This window comes from Cellulomonas sp. P5_C5, assembly GCF_054049655.1.
The window spans coordinates 20,733-39,976 of the sequence record NZ_JBFULY010000035.1 but is presented as its reverse complement, the minus strand read 5'-3'; the positions used below and the strand labels follow the sequence as shown (position 1 = coordinate 39,976).

Genomic DNA, 19,244 nt, shown 5'->3' with positions numbered 1-19,244 from the left:
GTGGCCGACGGGCCCACCGTCGGCCAGCCGCCCTGGTCGAGCGGCACGGAGCCGCGCCCGGCCGCGAACKGGGCGAACGTCGACGCCTTGCGGCCCGCGTGCGCCAGCTGCACGCCGACCAGGGTGCCGCGCTCGTGCACGAAGTCGGTGATCCTGCGCCACTCGGCGATGTGCAGGTCGTGCCACAGCCCCGTGTCCTGCGGGGAGATCCGTCCCTCGGGGACCACCGCCGTGGCCTCCGCGAGCAGCAGGCCGAACCCGCCGGAGGCCCGGGAACCCAGGTGCACCAGGTGCCAGTCGTTCGGGCTCCCGTCCACGGCCGAGTACTGGCACATGGGCGCCAGCCAGGCCCGGTTGGCGAACGTGGTGCCGCGCAGCGTCAGCGGCGAGAAGAGAAGGGTCACGTGCGGTCGCAACCGCGGTGGGGTTCCGCCGATTCCCCGGGCCCTTCGGCCCTCCCCCCGGCCGCGGCGGCTCGCGACGATGGACGGGTGCTGAGCATCCCCGACACCGTCGACGCCCAGGCGACAGCCGCCCGCCACAAGGTCGAGCTCGTCAGCAGGCCGGGGTTGTTCCTCGTGCGCACCATGCTGGCCGGGGCGTACATCGGCATCGGCGTGCTCATCATGGCCACCGCGGGCGGTCCGCTGGTGGTCGCCGGGTCGCCGTTCGCGCCCCTGGTGCAAGGGCTGGTGTTCGGGGTCGCGCTGACCGTGGTCCTGGTCGCCGGGGCGGAGCTGGCCACCTCCGCGATGATGATCCTCACCCAGGGTGCCCTGCGCGGTGTCATCGGCTGGGGGCGGGCGGGGGTGACGCTCCTCGCCTGCCTGGGCGGCAACCTGGTCGGTGCGCTGCTGTTCGCGTTCCTCGTGCACGTCTCCGGCGTCGTCGCGCCCGGCACAGCCGGCGGGACCGTGCTGGCGGGGATGCTCGAGCACAAGGCCGGTGCGACGTCGATGCAGCTGTTCACGCGCGGGATCCTGTGCAACCTGCTCGTCTGCCTGGCCGTCTGGAGCGCGGCGCGGCTGCGCAGCGAGGGCGCACGGCTGGTCGTGGTGTTCGGGTGCGTGATGGTGTTCATCACCTCCGGGTTCGAGCACGTCGTCGCCAACATGACGACGTTCTCGCTCGGCCTCTACGGCGGGCTGCCCGGCGCCGACCTGCTGGAGATGGCCAGGAACCTCACGCTCGTCGGACTCGGCAACCTCGTCGGCGGCGCCCTCCTCGTCGGCGCCGCGTACGCGTACGGGAGCAAGGGGGCCCCGTGCCCGACGGAGGAGGACGGGTCCGGCTCGGGCGCGCTGCCCAGCGACCGGGAGCTGCTGGCAATACGGTGACTCGGAACAGCGGCGTCACCCGACGCCGCCCGACGTGGCCAGCCTTCGAGGAGCACGCATGAGCACCTCCGACCCGCACCGCCCCAGCGGCGCAACGCAGCGACCGGACGAGACGACCGACACCGACGCGACCACCGGCACGGACGCAGCCGGCGAGTCGTCCACGTCCGTCGAGGAGACGACCCCGGCCGTCGACGACTCCGCCGCCCACGAGGTCGCGCCGACCGTCGAGACGCTCGACCCGCCGACACCGAGCGACCCGGAGACGACGCCCGACGCCACGCGGTCCACATCGAGCACGACGGCGACACCGGAGACGTCGAGCACGGAGGCCACGCCCTCCGTCGAGCCCGCGCAGACGACGGTGCCGGTCACCGCCGCCGGAGCCGACGAGCCCGTGCCGGCGACGCCCGACGCGACCGCGGCCGAGCCCGTCGCGGGCACCGCCGACACCGAGCTGTCCCCGACCACGGCCACCCCGGTCGCAGGCGCCGCACCGACGACCGCGCGGAGCACGACGGAGCCGGTCGCGGACACCGGCCGGCACGCGATCGTCCGGCCGGCACCCACACCCCCGGACGAGCCGCCGACGGCCGCCGCGGCACCCGTCGACACCCCGCCGGACCCGGTCCGGTCGCCGTCGACCACCACGACGGCGACCCCGACGACCCCGTCGGCCCCGCCGATCGCCGAGCCGGTTGCCGAGCCGGTCGTCGTGCCCGTGGCGGCCGCGCCGGCACCCGTCGAGCCGACGCCCACCGCACCTGCGACCGCGCCCCCCGTCGCCGAGGACGACGACCGGCTGTTCCCGGACCCGAACGCCCCCCGGACCACCTCGGTCGGCTCGCACATCCTGGGCGTCATCGTCGGCCTGATCCTGGCTCCGATCGGCGTCGCGGTGCTGCTGCTGGGCGAGTCCCGGATCCTGCAGGCGCAGGTCAGCGGCTGGGACGCCTCCACCGAGGTGCTCGGCATCGTGCTCGTCTCGCTCGGTCTGCTGCTCCTCGGCTGCGTCCTGCTGCTGGCCCTGTGGACCCCGGCGGTGCCCATCACGGGCGGCACGGTCCTGACGCTCGCGGGCATCGTCTACCTGTACCTGCCGTCGGTCGCGCGGGAGCAGACGCTCAACGTCCTCACGTCGTCGGGCTGGCGGCTCACGGTCACGCAGGTGACCGTCGCGGGGACGTCGGGGATGGTCCTCGCGGTCGGTTTCCTGCTGCTGCTGGCGGGCATCGTGGCGGGCTCCGCGCGTCGGCGCGGGACCCGGCTCGGGGAGTTCCGCGAGCGCCACCGCATCTGAACCAGGAGCATGGGGACGCCGGGTGTCCGGCTAGAGTGCGGTTCCGGACCCCCGGTCCACCTGCATCGACGTCGCTGCACAGGAGGTGGTCCTCGTGACCGACACCACGCCCGAGACCCACGAGCCCGGACTCGAGAACCTGCTCACGGAGGACCGCCGGTTCCCGCCGAGCCCGGAGTTCGCTGCCCAGGCCAACGCGCAGCACGGGCTGTACGCCTGGGCGAACGCCGACCGGCCCACGTTCTGGGCCGAGCAGGCGCGGGAGCTGCTCAGCTGGGAGAAGCCGTTCGAGGAGGTTCTCGACTGGTCGAAGGCGCCCTTCGTGCGCTGGTTCGCCGACGGCACGCTCAACGCGGCCTACAACGCCGTGGACCGGCACGTCGAGGCGGGCAACGGCGACCGGGTCGCCCTGCACTTCGAGGGTGAGGGCGGCGACACCCGCACCGTCACCTACGCGGACCTGCAGCGGGAGGTGTCGAAGGCCGCGAACGCGTTCACGGCGCTGGGCGTCGGCACGGGCGACCGGGTGGCGATCTACCTGCCGCTGATCCCCGAGGCCGTCATCACCATGCTCGCGTGCGCGCGCATCGGCGCCCCCCACTCGGTCGTGTTCGGCGGCTTCTCCGCCGAGGCGCTGAGCAGCCGGATCAACGACGCGGAGGCCAAGCTCGTCGTCACCGCGGACGGCGGGTACCGCCGCGGGGCGGCCAGCGCGCTGAAGCCGGCCGTCGACGAGGCCCTGACCAAGGGCACGCCGTCGGTCGAGCACGTGCTCGTCGTGAAGCGCACCGGCCAGGACGTGGCCTGGAACGACGAGGTCGACGTCTGGTGGTCCGACGTCGTGGACACCGCCAGCGACCAGCACACCCCCGTCGCGGTCGAGGCCGAGCACCCGCTGTTCATCCTCTACACGTCGGGCACCACCGGGAAGCCCAAGGGCATCTTCCACACCACCGGCGGCTACCTGACCCAGGCCGCCTACACGCACCGCAACGTCTTCGACCTCAAGCCCGAGACGGACGTCTACTGGTGCACGGCAGACGTCGGCTGGATCACCGGGCACACCTACGTCGTCTACGGGCCGCTGATCAACGGCGCGACGCAGGTCATCTACGAGGGCACGCCCGACACCCCGCACCGGGGCCGCTGGTGGGAGATCATCCAGAAGTACAAGGTCTCGATCCTGTACACGGCTCCGACGGCCATCCGCACCTGCATGAAGTGGGGCGAGGAGATCCCGGGCAAGTTCGACCTGTCCAGCCTGCGCGTGCTCGGGTCGGTGGGTGAGCCCATCAACCCGGAGGCGTGGATGTGGTACCGCCGGGTCATCGGCGCCGACCGCACCCCGATCGTCGACACGTGGTGGCAGACCGAGACCGGCGCCATCATGATCAGCCCGCTGCCGGGCGTCACGGAGACCAAGCCGGGCTCGGCCCAGGTGGCGCTGCCCGGGATCGCGGCGGACGTCGTCGACGACGAGGCGCACTCCGTGCCCGACGGCGGCGGCGGCTACCTGGTTCTCACGGAGCCGTGGCCGTCGATGCTGCGCGGCATCTGGGGCGACCCGGACCGCTACGTCGACACCTACTGGTCCCGGTTCCAGGGGCTGTACTTCGCGGGCGACGGCGCCAAGAAGGACGCCGACGGTGACATCTGGCTGCTCGGCCGCGTCGACGACGTGATGAACGTGTCGGGCCACCGGCTGTCGACCACGGAGATCGAGTCGGCGCTGGTGTCGCACCCGTGGGTCGCGGAGGCGGCGGTCGTCGGTGCGGCCGACGAGACCACCGGGCAGGCCGTCGTCGCGTTCGTCATCCTGCGCGGTGACGCGGGCGGCGGCGACCAGGACGCCGACACGGTCCAGACCGAGCTGCGCAACCACGTCGCCAAGGAGATCGGCCCGATCGCGAAGCCGCGCCAGATCCTCGTCGTCGCGGAGCTGCCCAAGACGCGGTCCGGCAAGATCATGCGCCGCCTCCTGCGGGACGTCGCCGAGAACCGCCAGGTGGGCGACGCCACGACCCTCGCGGACTCCTCGGTCATGGACCTGATCGCCCAGGGCCTGTCCGCCCCCGGCGCCAAGCAGGAGGACTGAGCCGGAGCGCAGCGGAGGGTGGGGGTCGCGGAGCGGCACCCGCCCACAGCGGAGCGCAGGCACAGCCCGACCACAAGAACGAGGACTGAGCCGGAGCGCAGCGGAGGGTGGGGGTCGCGCAGCGGCACCCACCCACAGCGGAGCGCAGGCACAGCCCGACCACAAGAACGAGGACTAGGCGGGAGCCGGCTCCGCGCGCGGGGCCGGCTCTCCCTCTGCCGCCTGGTTGGCGGGGCTCATCGCGAGCACGACGCACCCGGTGATCGCCAGGACGAGCCCGACGATCACACCGGGGAGCATGCCGTTCGCGACGGTGTCGCCGAGCACCAGCACGCCGACGGCGCCCGGCACGACGACCTCGATCACGGACAGGATCGCGGCGCTGGGCCCGACGGCCAGCCGCTCCAGGGCGCGGAGGTACCAGAGCGCGCCGACGATGCCGCCGACCACGATGCACACGGTCATGGGTTGCCAGACCGTCGCCCAGATGCCGTCATGGTGGTGCGACGCGCGCGCCGCGATCGCCGCACCGGAGAAGCCGAGGCCGGCGATCGCGGCCAGCAGCCAGCCGGGACCGGACCGGTAGGACGCGAGGGCCGCGACGACGAGMACACCGGTGGCGACGAGCATCGCCCGCTCGAACGACTCCGGCGGTGCGACGGCCGGCTGCTCGCCCGAACCGAGGCCGATGAGGACGAGCGCGACGATGACCACGACGACGGCCGCGACGTCGAGGCGGCGCATCCGTGCGTGCAGGATGAACCGGGCCCCGATGACGACGACCACGAGCATCGACGCCATGATCGACTGCACGACGAACAGCGGCAGGTTGTTGAGCGCCAGGAGCGACAGGGCGAACCCGAGCCCGTCGACGACGAAGGCGCCGATGACCAGCGGCGTCAGGACGGCGGCGAGGCCGTGCGCTCGTCGCGTCGCGACGGCCTGCATCAGCGTGCTGGCCCCGTAGGCCAGGGCGGACCCGATCGCGCACAGCAGCGAGACGGTCATTGTGCCGACCCGATGCTGCCGAGGAACCGCCCGATCACGGGGATCTCGGTGACGCCTTCCGCACCGGCGAGCACGAGGGCCTGCGTCGCGACGAACTCGACCGAGTCGAGCACGACGTACCGCGGCACCCAGCCGGGGTCGAACTTCTCGTTGAACGTGCTGAGCGTCCCCATCTGGGTCCCCTCGGAGAGCCGCTGGAGGATCGGCCGGGTCAACGACTCGACCCGGGAGCTCTCCGCCGGGTCACCCTCGAGGACCTCCCGCATCATCGCGAAGTTCAGCCCGAGCCCGCGCAGCCCGGCGCCGGCCAGGTGGGCGATCGTCGCGACGATGTTGGCGTCGATGAGCCCGTTGGGCAGACCCTCGGTGTCGGTGCGCCGCCGCATGACGTCGAGCGACCAGCCGCCGATCGCGGCGGCGGGCACCCACTGGCAGAACGCGTCGACGCGTCCGGCGGGGTCGCGGGTGACGGAGAGCAGGAGGCCGGTGTCCTCGGGCTGGAACAGGCGGGACAGCGTCATGGAGAAGCCGCGTTCCGTCTCGCCGTGCCGGGACTCCTCGCTCATCTGCTCGATCTGCGCACGCAGGCCTGGGTCGATCACCGACGGGTCGTGGAAGGTCGTGGTGTAGCCCGCGCGCTCGACGCGGTTGACCGCCTGCCGCAGGGACTTGTGGGACCGGCCCTCCAGGCTGAAGGTCGGGCAGTCGACGATGGCCTCGTCGCCCAGGTAGACGGTCCGCAGCCCGCTCGACTCGTAGGTCGGCAGCCAGTCCGCGGCGGCGCCGATGACGGTGACCGACCAGCCGAAGTCGTCGGCGAAGTCGAGGAACTCCGCCCAGGCGAGCCCGCGCTCCTCGGGTGGGCCGATGGGGTCCGGGGACACCAGGCACACCCCGCCCCGCACGGAGTGGGCGATGACGGACGAGCCGGTGAAGAACCAGTCCTTGTCGTCCCGCAGGGCGAAGTAGTCGAGCGTCCCGGTGCCGTGCGCCTGCACCACGAGCCGCGCCCGTTCCCGCTCGTCGCGGTGGTCCTGCGGGCTGAGCCGGCGCGGCCGTCGCGGCGAGAGCAGGGACCAGAGCAGAGCGGCGACGAAGACCACGACCAGCGCGTAGGTGACGGGCGCCAGGATCCGTCCGAGCCGGTCGATCTGCTCGTCGGAGGGGTCGCTGGCGACGATCCAGGCGGCCAGCCCGACGACGAGCACGACCAGGAAGACCACGACGGCGACGGTCCAGATCACCGCCCACCGGACGGCGCGGCGCGTCGGCAGCACCGGGAAGGCGCTGGCCTGCGCGGCGAGCCACACGATGCCGACGGCGATCACGAGGGCGGGCAGGAGGTCGGGCCCCTTGGCGAGGTGGATCGCGACGGAGCCGGCCAGCGTGGCCAGGGTGCCCAGCCACGCGAGCCGGTTCCCGCGCCGCAGACCGCGGGCGGTGAGCAGGAGGATGACCGCGACCAGCGCGAGGGAGGGCCGCGCGGTGTGCGTCACCAGCTCGGGGACGAGGTCGCGCACGAGCCCCATGCGCTGCCAGAGCGGGTGGATCGTCGCCGAGAGCAGGCTGAGCACGGCCAGGATCAGCGTCGCCCGCGACGCGATCTCCCGGACCCGCCCCCGCCTGCGCTGCTCCTCGATCGCCGACGCGCCGGTCGTGCGTGGTCGGCGGTCGCTGCTCCCCGTCATCCGGTCAGTCTGCCCGGTCCCGTGCCGTCAGGCCGAGCGGGTGGCACGCTGTCTCCCACAGCTGTCGGGTGCAAGGGGGCGAGTCGATGGTCCGCGCCGAGGACCCACCGGGGAGCACCCTCCCGCCTGAGGTCCTGGGCGAGCTGGCCGGCGGTGGTGACTGGATCAGCTCGTGGTGGACCGTCGTGGTCGCCGTCGTCCTCGTCGCGCTGGTGGTGCWCTGGGCCCTCCGGCGCCGCCGGGCGGACCGCTGGTCGTGGCCTCTGTGGGTGGTCGCGGGTCTGGGCGTCGCGTTCACGCTCGGCATCGCGACGAACACCTTCGTCGGCTACGTCCCGAACGTCGCCGCTGCGCGGGTGACCCTGTCCAGCTGGGGCGTCGGCCCCGCGCCCGCCCCGCTGAAGCACGGGAATGCCGAGGCACGGTCGGGCGGTGCGGGGTCTGGCCGCGTGGAGGCCGTGCACGTGCCGGCCCCCGCGGCCGACGCGATGCCCGGCAGCAGCCTCACCTGGATCTACACGCCGCCCGGGTACGAGGAGGACACGTCCACCCGCTACCCGGTCGTCTACCTCGTGCACGGCAGCCCCGGCGCGGGCGGCGACTGGTTCGCGGCCGGCAACGTCCCGCACGCGATGGACGTGCTCCTCGAGCACCGTCTGGTGGAGCCGATGATCGTGGTCGGGATGGACGTGAACGGCACCGGCCCCAGCGCCGAGGACACGGAGTGCCTCGACTCGACGACGGGCGGGTCCCAGGTCGAGACGTACATCTCCGCGACGGTGGTCCCGTGGGTCGACGGGCAGTACCGGACCCTGGACGACTGGCAGCACCGTGCGATCGGTGGCTTCTCGTCGGGCGGCTTCTGCGCGCTCGACCAGGGCCTGCGCCACCCCGAGCTCTACGGCGCGATCCTCGCGCTGGACACCACCGGGGACCCGGGCACGGGCGGGCAGGCGATGCTCGCGACGCAGGCGCAGTGGGACCAGCACGACGTGACGGCGTACGCGACGACCGTCCCGCTCCCCCACCCCGTGGCCCTGTTCGTGGACATCGCGGGCGCCAACCACGGCCAGCCCCGCGCCGACCTGACCTCGATCGCCGCCGACCTCCGGGCCCGGGGCGAGGACGTCGTGGTCCGCGAGGAGAAGGGGATGGACCACACGTGGAACTTCGCGCGCCAGGCGATCCCCTACGGCCTGGTGTTCGCCTCCGCGCACCTGACGGACAAGCCGTGAGGTCAGACGGGGTCTTGCGTTCGGTGTGAAGCGTTTCGGGCCGTGGAGAGCGCCTCCCTGACCTGGTTGTGTGACCACGCACCCGCCCGTCGGCCGGCCGGCGGAACGGCGGGCGGGTGCTTCCAACCCGAGAACCCCTCGAGGCTGCCGCGTGCCCGCGGCCGGCCCGATGCCCCAGGAACGAGGAAGTCCCATGAGGTCTCGACTGTCCAAGTTGTCCGGCGCCGCCCTGGCTGCCGCGGTCGTCGCGCTCGGCGCGACGTCGTTGATCTCGACGTCGGCGCAGGCCGCGACGCCGCCCGGCCTGCACATCTCCGGTACCCAGCTCGTGGAGAAGGACGGCACCCCGTTCGTCGCCCGCGGCGTCAGCCACGCCCACACCTGGTACACGTCCCAGACCGCGACCGCGATCCCCGCGATCCGCGCGGCCGGCGCGAACGCCCTGCGCGTGGTGCTCTCCGGCGGTGACCGCTGGACCAAGAACGACGCCAGCGACGTCGCCAGCATCATCGCCCAGTGCAAGGCCAACAAGCTCATCTGCATGCTCGAGAACCACGACACCACGGGCTACGGCGAGCAGAGCGGCGCGGTCACGCTGGACACGGCCGCCAACTACTGGGTGAGCATCGCCTCGGCGCTGCAGGGCCAGGAGGACTACGTCCAGATCAACATCGGGAACGAGCCCTTCGGCAACAACGCGACGACGAACGCGACCTGGGCCTCCGCCAGCTCCGCGGCCATCCAGAAGCTGCGCAACGCCGGCCTGCACCACAACATCGTGATCGACGCCCCGTCGTGGGGCCAGGACTGGGCCGGGATCATGCGGGACAACGCCGCGACCGTCGCCGCGTCCGACCCGGACAAGAACGTCCTGTTCTCCGTCCACATGTACGGCGTCTACAACAACTCCTCGACCATCAACGCGTACCTCGACGCGTTCAAGTCGAAGGGCCTGCCGCTCGTCATCGGCGAGTTCGGCAACATGCACTCCGACGGCGACCCTGACGAGGACACGATCATGTCCGAGTCGGTCAAGCGGGGCCTCGGCTACTACGGCTGGTCCTGGTCGGGCAACGGTGGTGGCGTCGAGTACCTCGACATGGTGACCAGCTTCAACGCGTCGCAGCTGACGTCCTGGGGCACCCGGATCTTCAACGGCACCAACGGCATCAAGTCGACGGCCGTGACCGCGAAGATCTACGGCGGCGTCCAGCCGACCCCCACCCCCACGCCGACCCAGACGCCGACGCCGACGCCGACGGTCACCCCCACGCCGACGGTCACGCCCACCCCGACCGCCACCCCGACGCCGACGGTGACCCCCACCACGCCGCCCAGCAAGGGCTGCACCGCCGCTCTCGTGGTCAGCAACACGTGGCCCGGTGGCTACCAGGCCGCTGTCACCGTCAAGAACGGCAGCGCGATGATCAGCACCTGGAAGACGTCCTTCGCCCTGCCCTCGGGTGGCGCGGTGGCCAGCGGCTGGTCCGGGACCTACTCGCAGTCCGGCACGACCGTCACGGTGTCCAACGCCGCCTGGAACGGGCTGCTGGGCTCCGGTGCGTCCACCACCTACGGCTTCGTGGGCAGCGGCACGGCGCCGAGCTCCTCGACCGCGGTGAGCTGCACCGCCAGCTGATCGAGCACTGATCGGACGCAGGAGGCCGGGGTCACGACGACCCCGGCCTCCTGTGCGCTCTCAGGCGTTCTCAGGGGTTCTCAGGCGTTCCACGACGGGGAGCGTCCGAGGTAGCGCAGCAGGGCCTCGACGGGACCGTCACCCTCCTCGGGAGGCAGCGCGGGGGCGTACGCGAACGCGCGCAGCGGCTCGACGAACTGCACCGCGGCCTCGTGCAGCGCGCTGGCGAGCCCGGGCGTGAGGGGCGACGGCTGGCCGGTTGCCACCGCGATGTCCCAGGCGTGGACCGCGGCGTCGAGCGCGCAGGCGGCCACCCCGACGCCGGGCGCCAACGGCCCGACGGGCAGCGGCGTCGTCACGTCGGGGCCGTCCGCCGGGACGGTCGACCAGGCGTCGGCGGCCGCGCGGGTGGCGGACTCGACGAGGGCCACCGGGTCCCCGGTCAGGTGCCCGGACGGCTCGAAGGGGTTCTCCGTGGGCCAGCCCTCGCCCGTGATCGTGGCGGCGTACCCCTGCTGGTCCCCCGCCGCGTGCTGCAGCACCTGCGCGACGGTCCACAGCGCGCAGGGGGTGGGGAGGTCCCAGGCGTCCGACGGCACGGCGGCCGCGGCGTCGCGCAGGGCGCGGTGCGCCTGGTCGAGGACGGGCCAGCTGGTGGCGTTCTGCTCGGTCATCGTCGTGCCTTCCGTCGGCGGGTCGATGACCTCACTCTATCAGAACGGAATGTTCCATTCCACTACTCCCACAGCCTCCGCAGGTTGCGGGTCGCCTCCCGGCCCGCGCGGTTGGCGCCGACCGTCGACGCGCTGGGGCCGTACCCGACGAGCTGGATGCGCGGGTCGGCGACGACCTGGGTCCCGTCCATGACGATGCCGCCCCCGCGAGCGCGCAGGCCCAGCGGGGCGAGGTGGTCGAGCGAGGCGCGGAACCCGGTGCACCACAGGATCGTGCGGGCCTCGACGTGGGCGGGGCCGCCGACCCAGCCCGCGCTGAGCCTGCCGGGCTCGTCAGGGTCGTCCCACTCGACACCGTCGGGGGTGATGCGGTCGAACACCGGCCGCGCACGCAGGACCCCGGCGGTGATGCCCGTGCGGTAGGCCGGCGTGAGCGGCAGCCCGGTCACGCTGACGATGCTCTGCGGCGGCAGCCCGGCCCGGGTGCGGTCGTCGACCTGCGCGACGGCCTCCCGGCCGACCTCGGGGGTGAACGTGTCGTCGCGCCAGGCGGGAGGCCGACGGGTGACCCAGGTCGTCGTCGTGACGCGCGCGAGCAGGAGCGTGAGCTGCACCGCCGAGGTACCGCCACCGACCACCACGACGTGCCCGTCGGCGAGGTCGCCCGGCAGCCGGAAGTCGTGCGCGTGCAGCTGTCGCCCACGGAACAGACCGCGACCGGGGTAGGCCGGCCAGAAGGGCTTCTGCCAGGTCCCGGACGCGTTGATCAGACCGCCGGCCCGCCAGACGACGGTCTCGTCGGACCGGTCGACGCTGCGGGACCGGACGACGAGGAGATCACCCTCGGACTCGACCCGCTCGACGCGGACGGGGCGCTGGACGCGGAGCTCGAACGCGTCCTCGTACTGCGCGAAGTAGTACGGGACGGCGAAGGCCGCGGGCTCGCCGGGGTCGCCCACGACCAGCGGCATCCCGGGCAGCTCGTGCACCCCGTGCGCGTCGGCCATGGTCAGGTCCGGCCACCGGTGCTGCCACGCGCCACCGGCCTGCGCACCGTCGTCGAGCACGACGAACGTCGCCGCCGCCCGTTCCCAGCCGCGCTCGCCGACCGCGACGAGCCCTGCGCGACGCAGGTGGTACGCCGCCGAGAGCCCCGCCTGCCCGGCGCCGACCACGACCACCGTCACGTCGACCGGGCTCGCCGTCTCCGCCGCCCGTCGCGCCCGCCTCGACCGGCGGGTGTCCTGCGGGCGGTCGTCGTGCAGCAAGGCGTTCCCCGAGGCATCCATCGCCCGCCAACGTACCCGCTCACCCGGCGGCGCCCGCCGCGAAGCCGTCCGGCCGAGACTCTCCCGTGGTGGGATGGGGCCATGCTCGACGACGTGTCCTCGCAGGTCATCCTCAGTGCGACCGCCGGACCGCTGCCCGCCGGCTCCGCGGACGCCGTGCGGGCCCTCGCGGACCGGGCCGCCGCGGTCGACGGGGTCCCCCCGCTCTCGGAGCAGCCGCTGCTGTGGCTGAGCGCTCCGGAGGCCCCGGTGATCCACCTGCACGCGACGCTCGGCGACGGGCTCGTCGGCTACGCCCAGCTCGACGTCGGCACGCAGTCGTCGACCAAGGCGGAGCTGGTCGTCGACCCCGATCACCGCCGCGCCGGCGTGGGCCGCGCGCTGCTGACGCGCGCGCTCGCCGAGACGGCGGTCGTCCCGGACCGCACGCTGCGGGTGTGGGCGCACGGCGACCTGCCCGAGGCGCGCCGGTTCGCCGAGGAGCTCGGCATGGTCGTCGTGCGCGAGCTGCTGCAGATGCGCGTCGACCTGACGGCGCGGCCGGCGAGCATCCCGGCGCTGCCGACGGGGGTGACGGTGCGGCCGTTCGAGCCGGGTCGCGACGAGGACGCGTGGCGGCGCGTGAACTCCCGCGCGTTCGCCCACCACCCGGAGCAGGGACGGATGACGTCGGCGGACCTGCGCGCCCGGGAGTCCGAGCCGTGGTTCGACCCCGCGGGCTTCCTGCTGGCGGAGCGCGACGGGATCCTGCTGGGCTCGGTGTGGACGAAGGTGCACCCCGCGGGCGATCACGGTGTTGAGCCGGTGGGCGAGATCTACGTGGTCGGGGTGGACCCGGACGCGCAGGGTCTGGGCCTGGGGCGCGCCCTGACGGCGCTCGGTCTGGACCACCTCGCCGCCCGCGGCCTAGGTGCGGCGATCCTCTACACCGGCGCGGAGAACACGGTCGCGGTGCACACGTACGAGCGCGCGGGCTTCGTGCGGTCGGCCGTCGACGTGATGTTCGGTTCCGATACCCCGAGTTCACCTGCGGGTGTCACGATGGGCGCATGACGGACGCCACCGCCCTCGACCCGTCCCTGGCCGCCCACATCGCGGAGCACATGGCCCAGAGCGAGTACGACGAGCACATCGACACCGCAGAGCCCCTGCCCGACGACCGCTTCCTCGACCGCGAGCTCTCCTGGCTCGCGTTCAACCAGCGGGTGCTGGAGCTGGCGGAGGACGGCGACATCCCGCTGCTCGAGCGGGTGCGGTTCCTGGCGATCTTCGCGTCCAACCTSGACGAGTTCTTCATGGTCCGCGTGGCCGGCCTGAAGCGCCGCATCGCGACGGGCATCGCGGTCACGGCCGCCTCGGGGCTGTCGCCGCGGCAGGTCCTGGAGTCGATCAGCGAGGAGGCGCACCAGCTCATGGCCCGCCACGCGGCGGTGTTCGCGGAGCAGGTGCAGCCGGCGCTGGCCCACGAGGGCATCACGCTGGTCCGCTGGGACGAGCTGGGCGAGAGCGAGCAGGACCGGCTGCGCAAGTTCTTCCGCCGGCAGATCTTCCCGGTGCTCACGCCGCTGGCCGTGGACCCGGCGCACCCGTTCCCGTACATCTCGGGGCTGTCGCTGAACCTGGCCGTCGTGGTGACCAACCCCGCGACCGGCAAGGAGCACTTCGCCCGCGTCAAGGTGCCGCCGCTGCTGCCCCGGTTCATCGCGGTGGACGCGTCGGGCCGGCCGAGCGCACCGGACGTGCAGGCGGCGTCCCCCGAGAAGGGCCCGATGTCGTTCGTGCCCGTCGAGGACGTCATCTCCGAGCACCTCGAGCAGCTGTTCCCCGGGATGGTGGTCCAGGAGCACCACACGTTCCGGGTGACGCGCAACGAGGACGTGGAGGTCGAGGAGGACGACGCCGAGAACCTCCTGAAGGCGATGGAGAAGGAGCTGCTGCGCCGCCGCTTCGGGCCGCCCGTGCGCCTGGAGATCGCCGACGGCATCAGCCCGCGCATCCGCAACCTGCTGATCCGGGAGCTCGACGTCGCCGAGGACGAGGTCTACCAGCTGCCCGCGCCGCTGGACGCGACGGGCCTCAACCTCATCGCCGACCTGGACCGCGCGGCCCTCCAGTTCCCCCGGTTCATCGCGTCGACCCCCCGCCAGCTCGCCGAGGTGGAGAGCGCGACGCCCGCGGACATGTTCGCGAAGATCCGCGAGCGCGACATCCTCCTGCACCACCCGTACGACTCGTTCTCGACCTCCGTGCAGACGTTCCTGCAGCAGGCGGCGGCGGACCCCCAGGTGCTCGCCATCAAGCAGACCCTGTACCGGACGTCGGGCGACTCCCCCATCGTCGACGCCCTCATCGACGCCGCGGAGGCCGGCAAGCAGGTGCTGGCGCTGGTGGAGATCAAGGCGCGGTTCGACGAGCAGAACAACATCTCCTGGGCACGCAAGCTCGAGCAGGCCGGGGTGCACGTCGTCTACGGCATCGTCGGCCTCAAGACGCACTGCAAGCTGTCGCTGGTGGTGCGCCAGGAGTCCGACGGCCTGCGCCGCTACTGCCACATCGGCACCGGCAACTACAACCCGAAGACCGCGCGGCTGTACACCGACCACGGGCTGCTGACCAGCGACCCGGAGGTCGGGCAGGACCTGACGCGGCTGTTCAACCAGCTGTCGGGCTACGCCCCGAAGTCCCGCTTCCACCGGCTGCTGGTGGCGCCGCGCTCCGTGCGGGCCGGGCTGATCGAGCGCATCGACCGGGAGGCGGACGCCGCCCGGACGGGCCAGCCGGCGTGGATCAAGATCAAGGTCAACTCGATGGTCGACGAGGCCACGATCGACGCCCTGTACCGGGCGTCGCAGGCGGGCGTCCCGATCGACATGGTGGTCCGCGGCATCTGCGCGCTGCGCCCGGGGGTCCCCGGCCTGTCCGAGACCATCCGGGTGCGCTCGATCCTCGGCCGGTTCCTGGAGCACTCGCGCATCTTCGCGTTCGCGAACGCCACGGCCGACGCCGACTCCGCCGTCGACGGCCCGGAGGTCTACATCGGCTCGGCGGACCTGATGCACCGCAACCTCGACCGGCGCGTCGAGACCCTGGTCCGCATCGCCGACCCCGACCAGGTCGGTGAGCTCATCGAGCTCATGGACGAGTCGACCGACGACGGGACCTCCTCGTGGCACCTCGACCAGGACGGGACCTGGCACCGGCACCACCTCGGCCCGGACGGCCCCCTCGTGGACCTGCAGGCCGCCCTCATCTACCGGCAGCGGCGCCGGCCGGGCACGGGCCGGTGACGACAGCCCACGCACCGGTCGTCGTCGAGGCGGCCGGGGCCCTGGTGTGGCGCGTCCGCCTGGGCACGCTGCAGGTCGCGATGGTCCACCGGCCGCGCTACGACGACTGGTCGTGGCCGAAGGGCAAGCTCGACCCCGGAGAGACGATCCTGGCGGCGGCGACCCGCGAGGTGGCCGAGGAGACCGCGCACGACGTCGTCCTGGGGATCCCGCTCCCCGGGCTCGAGTACGCGCTGTCCGACGGCCGCCGCAAGCGGGTGCACTACTGGGCCGCCCAGGTGGCCGGCCGCCCGGACGCCGCAGCCCTGCGCGCACGCCCGCCCGTCCCGCCCGTCTCCCCGAAGGAGATCGACCAGCTGCGCTGGTTCGACGTGGTCACGGCCGCCAAGCGGCTGACCCGCGACGACGACCGGGCCCCGCTGGCCGAGCTGGTCGAGGCGTACGAGAAGGGCCGCCTGGACACCCGCGCGCTCGTCATCGCCCGGCACGGGACCGCCCGCCGTCGAGCGGACTGGAAGGGCACCGAGCTCGACCGCCCGCTGACGCCGGAGGGCCAGCGGCAGGCGCGTGCGCTGGTGCCGGTGCTGTCCACGTTCGGCGTCGCGCGGGTGGTCACCAGCGCGTGGGCCCGCTGCGTCAGCACCGTGGCGCCCTACGCGGCGGCGGCGCAGGTCGCGGCCGAGGTCCTGCCCGTGCTCACCGAGGCGGAGCACTCCACGTCGCCGGCCCGGGTTGCTGCGGAGGTCCTGCAGCTGCTGGAGCAGACCGGCGACGCCGTGCTGTGCACGCACCGGCCGGTGCTGCCCACCGTCGTCGACGTGCTGGCGCAGCACGCCCGCCGCAGCGTCGCGGACGCGCTGCCGACCACCGACCCGTTCCTGCACCCCGCGCAGGTCCTGGTCGCGCACGTCGCCCAGACCCCGAAKGGCCCCCGCGTGGTGGCCACGGAGACGCACCGCCCGGGCGAGGCGCAGCCGTCCTAGCCCGGAACGCCATGGGTCGCGCCCTGATTACTCCAGGACGCGACCCATGACGTTCTCGAGCGGACGCCTAGGTGAGGATCGGGTTGAGGATCCAGTAGACGCAGGCAGCCACCAGGGCCGCCATGGGGATGGTCAAAACCCACGCCGTGCCGATGTTCTTGGCGACGCCCCAGCGGACCGCGGACAGCCGCTTGGTGGCGCCGACGCCCATGATCGCCGAGGTGATCGTGTGCGTGGTCGAGATGGGAGCGTGCAGCCAGTAGGCGCTGGCGTACAGCACCGACGCGGCGACCGACTCGGCGACGAACCCGCGCGCGGGGTCGAGCTCGATGATCTTGCGACCGAGCGTGCGCATGATGCGCCAGCCACCGGAGTACGTGCCCAGGGAGATGGCCGTGGCCGCCGACAGCTTGACCCACAGCGGGATGGCGTCGCCCTGGCTGTAGAAGCCGCCGGCGATGAGCGCGAGCATGATCACGCCCATCGTCTTCTGCGCGTCCTGCAGACCGTGGCCGAGGGCCATCGCGGCCGCGGACGCCGTCTGCGCCAGCCGGAAGCGGCGCATGGTGCGCGCGGGTGCGGAGTTCCGGACGAGCCAGAGCACCCCCACCATCAGCGCGAACGCCAGGGAGAACCCGACGAGCGGCGACAGGACCATGGGGATGACGACCTTGTCCAGGATCGCGTCCCAGTGCACGGTGACGTTGGCGGCGATGCCGGCGCCGGTCAGCCCGCCGATGAGGGCATGCGTCGACGACGACGGCAGGCCGAGCCACCAGGTGATGAGGTTCCAGGTGATCGCACCGATCAGCCCGGACAGGACGATGATCAGCCCCTCCTGGGAGCTGACGTCCCCGATGCTGATGATGTCCTCGGCGATGGTCGTCGCCACCTGGGTGCCCAGCAGCGCGCCGACGAGGTTGAAGACCGCCGCCATGATCAGGGCGGCCCGGGGCGTCAGCGCGCGCGTCGAGACCGAGGTCGCGATCGCGTTCGCCGCGTCGTGGAAGCCGTTGGTGTAGTCGAAGCCGAGCGCGAACGCGACGACGATGACGACGAGCGCCAGTTCCACCGGGCTCAGGACTCCTTGAGCGCGATGGTCTCGACGGTGTTCGCCACCTTCTCGAACGCGTCGGCGGCGTCCTCGAGCTTCTCGACGATCTCCTTGACCTTCATCAGCTGGATCGGGTCGGTGACCTCGTCGAACAGCTGGGCCAGGAGCTTGCGGTGGATCTTGTCGGCCTGGTTCTCCAGGCGGTTGACCTCGACCCAGTACTCGGACAGCGAGTCCATCGAGCGCAGCCGGGGCATGGCCTCGGCGGTGAGCTCGGCGGCGCGCTGGAGCACCTGGACCTGGTCGGAGACGCGCGCGGGCAGGGCGTCGACCTTGTACAGGACGATGAGGTCCGCGGCCTCCTCCATGAAGTCCATGCAGTCGTCGAGGCTCGAGGCCAGCGTGTAGATGTCGTCCCGGTCGAACGGGGTGACGAACGTCTGGTTCAGCCGACGCATGATCGAGTGGGTCGCGTCGTCCGCCTCGTGCTCGGCGTCGGCGATGCGCTTGCCGATCTCCTTGCGGGTGGAGCGGTCGGCCCCCAGCATCTCGCCCAGCAGGTTGGCGCCGGTGACGAGGTGCACCGCCTGGGCGGCGAAGAGGTCGAAGAACGTGGTGTCGCGCGGGGTGAGGCGCAGGCGCACAGCGGGCTCCGGGAAACAGGGTGGGTGGCGGGAATGGCCACAGTGGGAGGGAGGGAACGACCAGCGGAGAAGGGCGGGGATCAGGCTAGGTCACGGTGGCTCGGATGCCTAACGCGCGACGACGCGCGCGTGGACACATGGTGACAGCCAGATGACGTCCGTGGCGACCTGCCCACGATGAGCGACGCCGGACCGCGGAGCGCCTCTCGGCGCGAGGCCGCTCGAAGCGKCTTGAGATGGAGCCCGGGGCTACCGCGGCYCGACGTCGCCGCTCATCGTACGCCCGACCTCCCGTCGCGTCCGGGTGATCGACTCCCGCCGTCCCGGCGACACGCCCCGGACCTGCGCGTTCGTGTGACGGCACGTGGGCGACGTCACTCCAGGCGGCCGGCACGCCAGAGCGCTGCGGCGCGCTCGAGCTCCTCCGCGGTGCGCACCAGGGACGCGGCGCCGCGGGTCAGCCGCTGGGCCGCGGACGGGTCGACGTCGTCCAGGTGGTCCGCGTCGAACGCCGCACCGGTGGCGAGCACCCGGCTGAACGCCGCCGCGCGCTCCAGGGCGACGTCGAGCTCGCCGGTGTAGACCCCGGACAGCACCGCGTCGGCCACCGCCAGGACGTCCGCCGGGCCAGGGGCGTCGGCCACGCCGGCCACGACGTCGTGCACGGGGGCGGCGGCGACGCCGAGCCGGTAGCGGTCGGCGACCGTCGCGGGGTCCCGCCGCACCCACTCGCGCAGCACGTACAGCCGCCAGAGCGCGCCGGGCAGGCTGTCCGCCGGGCTGTCGGACCAGAGGGCCGCGACGACGTCGAGACCTTCCCGCTCGACCAGGGAGACCAGCCGCGCGACGACCTCGGGGTCCGTGTTCGCCCGGCCCTGGTGCACGAGGGCCGCAGCGGTCGTGTGCGCCGCCTCGTTGCGCAGGGCGGGGTCGTAGCCGCCGGGCAGCTCCTCGGCCTGGGCGGGGTCGAGCATGGCGGGACGCCGAGGGCGCTTCGCTCCACCGGTGCCG

At 72.9% G+C, this 19,244-nt stretch carries 16 protein-coding genes; 8 read left to right on the top strand and 8 right to left on the bottom strand.

Annotation, left to right across the window (positions count from 1 at the left end; all coding sequences use genetic code 11):
- Positions 1-404 (bottom strand): oxidoreductase (locus tag ACXJKF_RS19905; RefSeq protein ID WP_456789461.1); only part of this gene is annotated, 404 nt, incomplete at its 3' end.
- Positions 405-491: 87 nt separating this feature from the next.
- Here ACXJKF_RS19905 and ACXJKF_RS19900 point away from each other — a divergent pair.
- The 3 genes from ACXJKF_RS19900 (at position 492) to acs (ending at position 4,732) form a co-directional block, all read left to right on the top strand.
- Complete coding sequence (locus ACXJKF_RS19900) at positions 492-1,337, top strand: formate/nitrite transporter family protein (RefSeq protein ID WP_456789460.1); 846 nt, start codon at positions 492-494, stop codon at positions 1,335-1,337.
- Between the two features lie 58 nt (positions 1,338-1,395).
- Positions 1,396-2,637 (top strand): hypothetical protein, encoded by a 1,242-nt coding sequence (locus tag ACXJKF_RS19895; protein ID WP_456789459.1) that lies wholly within the window; start codon positions 1,396-1,398, stop codon positions 2,635-2,637.
- Between the two features lie 94 nt (positions 2,638-2,731).
- Positions 2,732-4,732 carry an acetate--CoA ligase gene (gene acs, locus ACXJKF_RS19890; RefSeq protein WP_456789458.1) on the top strand — a complete coding sequence of 667 codons (2,001 nt, stop codon included), beginning with the start codon at positions 2,732-2,734 and terminating at the stop codon, positions 4,730-4,732.
- 174 nt (positions 4,733-4,906) lie between these two features.
- Here acs and ACXJKF_RS19885 read toward each other — a convergent pair whose 3' ends face one another.
- Positions 4,907-5,740 carry a hypothetical protein gene (locus ACXJKF_RS19885; RefSeq protein ID WP_456789457.1) on the bottom strand — a complete coding sequence of 278 codons (834 nt, stop codon included), beginning with the start codon at positions 5,738-5,740 and terminating at the stop codon, positions 4,907-4,909.
- Positions 5,737-7,428 carry a bifunctional lysylphosphatidylglycerol flippase/synthetase MprF gene (locus tag ACXJKF_RS19880; RefSeq protein WP_456789456.1) on the bottom strand — a complete coding sequence of 564 codons (1,692 nt, stop codon included), beginning with the start codon at positions 7,426-7,428 and terminating at the stop codon, positions 5,737-5,739. Before ACXJKF_RS19880 ends, ACXJKF_RS19885 begins: the two co-directional genes overlap by 4 nt.
- Before the next feature lie 86 nt (positions 7,429-7,514).
- Here ACXJKF_RS19880 and ACXJKF_RS19875 point away from each other — a divergent pair, with 86 nt between their 5' ends.
- Together ACXJKF_RS19875 and ACXJKF_RS19870 are read left to right on the top strand one after the other, a co-directional pair.
- Positions 7,515-8,663 carry an alpha/beta hydrolase gene (locus ACXJKF_RS19875; RefSeq protein WP_456789455.1) on the top strand — a complete coding sequence of 383 codons (1,149 nt, stop codon included), beginning with the start codon at positions 7,515-7,517 and terminating at the stop codon, positions 8,661-8,663.
- A 193-nt stretch (positions 8,664-8,856) separates the two neighbouring features.
- Positions 8,857-10,302, top strand: coding sequence for a cellulase family glycosylhydrolase (locus ACXJKF_RS19870; protein WP_456789454.1), 1,446 nt, complete (start codon positions 8,857-8,859; stop codon positions 10,300-10,302).
- Between the two features lie 80 nt (positions 10,303-10,382).
- On the opposite strand, the gene ACXJKF_RS19865 is transcribed toward ACXJKF_RS19870, so the two are convergent.
- Both ACXJKF_RS19865 and ACXJKF_RS19860 read right to left on the bottom strand, forming a co-directional pair.
- On the bottom strand, positions 10,383-10,976 hold the full coding sequence (locus ACXJKF_RS19865; protein WP_456789453.1) for a TIGR03086 family metal-binding protein: 594 nt from the start codon (positions 10,974-10,976) through the stop codon (positions 10,383-10,385).
- A 62-nt stretch (positions 10,977-11,038) separates the two neighbouring features.
- Positions 11,039-12,265, bottom strand: a complete 1,227-nt coding sequence (locus ACXJKF_RS19860) for an NAD(P)-binding domain-containing protein (RefSeq protein ID WP_456789452.1) — start codon at positions 12,263-12,265, stop codon at positions 11,039-11,041.
- 81 nt (positions 12,266-12,346) lie between these two features.
- Between ACXJKF_RS19860 and mshD the strand changes: the two genes are divergently transcribed.
- Genes mshD through ACXJKF_RS19845 form a run of 3 tightly spaced genes read left to right on the top strand, consistent with a single transcriptional unit; the run spans position 12,347 to position 16,535 of the window.
- The gene (gene mshD / locus ACXJKF_RS19855) at positions 12,347-13,318 is read left to right on the top strand and encodes a mycothiol synthase (RefSeq protein ID WP_456789451.1); all 972 of its coding nucleotides are present in this window, start codon (positions 12,347-12,349) and stop codon (positions 13,316-13,318) included.
- On the top strand, positions 13,315-15,552 hold the full coding sequence (locus ACXJKF_RS19850; RefSeq protein ID WP_456789450.1) for an RNA degradosome polyphosphate kinase: 2,238 nt from the start codon (positions 13,315-13,317) through the stop codon (positions 15,550-15,552). The genes mshD and ACXJKF_RS19850 overlap by 4 nt, the downstream gene beginning before the upstream one ends.
- Positions 15,549-16,535 (top strand): NUDIX hydrolase, encoded by a 987-nt coding sequence (locus ACXJKF_RS19845; protein ID WP_456789449.1) that lies wholly within the window; start codon positions 15,549-15,551, stop codon positions 16,533-16,535. Before ACXJKF_RS19850 ends, ACXJKF_RS19845 begins: the two co-directional genes overlap by 4 nt.
- Before the next feature lie 67 nt (positions 16,536-16,602).
- Here the strand turns inward: ACXJKF_RS19845 and ACXJKF_RS19840 are convergent, their stop codons facing one another.
- The 3 genes from ACXJKF_RS19840 to ACXJKF_RS19830 form a co-directional block, all read right to left on the bottom strand.
- Complete coding sequence (locus ACXJKF_RS19840; RefSeq protein ID WP_456789448.1) at positions 16,603-17,607, bottom strand: anion permease; 1,005 nt, start codon at positions 17,605-17,607, stop codon at positions 16,603-16,605.
- A gap of 5 nt (positions 17,608-17,612) precedes the next feature.
- The gene (locus ACXJKF_RS19835) at positions 17,613-18,233 is read right to left on the bottom strand and encodes a DUF47 domain-containing protein (protein ID WP_456789447.1); all 621 of its coding nucleotides are present in this window, start codon (positions 18,231-18,233) and stop codon (positions 17,613-17,615) included.
- Positions 18,234-18,607: 374 nt separating this feature from the next.
- Positions 18,608-19,207: a hypothetical protein gene (locus tag ACXJKF_RS19830; RefSeq protein ID WP_456789462.1), complete on the bottom strand. Its 600-nt coding sequence runs from the start codon at positions 19,205-19,207 to the stop codon at positions 18,608-18,610.
- Between the last annotated feature and the right edge of the window lie 37 nt (positions 19,208-19,244).

What these genes read in the sequence shown, in the direction of transcription:
- ACXJKF_RS19895 (WP_456789459.1), top strand. Translation starts at nt 1,396, where the DNA reads ATGAGCACCTCCGACCCGCACCGCCCCAGCGGCGCAACGCAGCGACCG.
- ACXJKF_RS19880 (WP_456789456.1), bottom strand. Translation starts at nt 7,428, where the DNA reads ATGACGGGGAGCAGCGACCGCCGACCACGCACGACCGGCGCGTCGGCG.
- ACXJKF_RS19870 (WP_456789454.1), top strand. Translation starts at nt 8,857, where the DNA reads ATGAGGTCTCGACTGTCCAAGTTGTCCGGCGCCGCCCTGGCTGCCGCG.
- ACXJKF_RS19865 (WP_456789453.1), bottom strand. Translation starts at nt 10,976, where the DNA reads ATGACCGAGCAGAACGCCACCAGCTGGCCCGTCCTCGACCAGGCGCAC.
- ACXJKF_RS19860 (WP_456789452.1), bottom strand. Translation starts at nt 12,265, where the DNA reads ATGGATGCCTCGGGGAACGCCTTGCTGCACGACGACCGCCCGCAGGAC.
- mshD (WP_456789451.1), top strand. Translation starts at nt 12,347, where the DNA reads ATGCTCGACGACGTGTCCTCGCAGGTCATCCTCAGTGCGACCGCCGGA.
- ACXJKF_RS19830 (WP_456789462.1), bottom strand. Translation starts at nt 19,207, where the DNA reads ATGCTCGACCCCGCCCAGGCCGAGGAGCTGCCCGGCGGCTACGACCCC.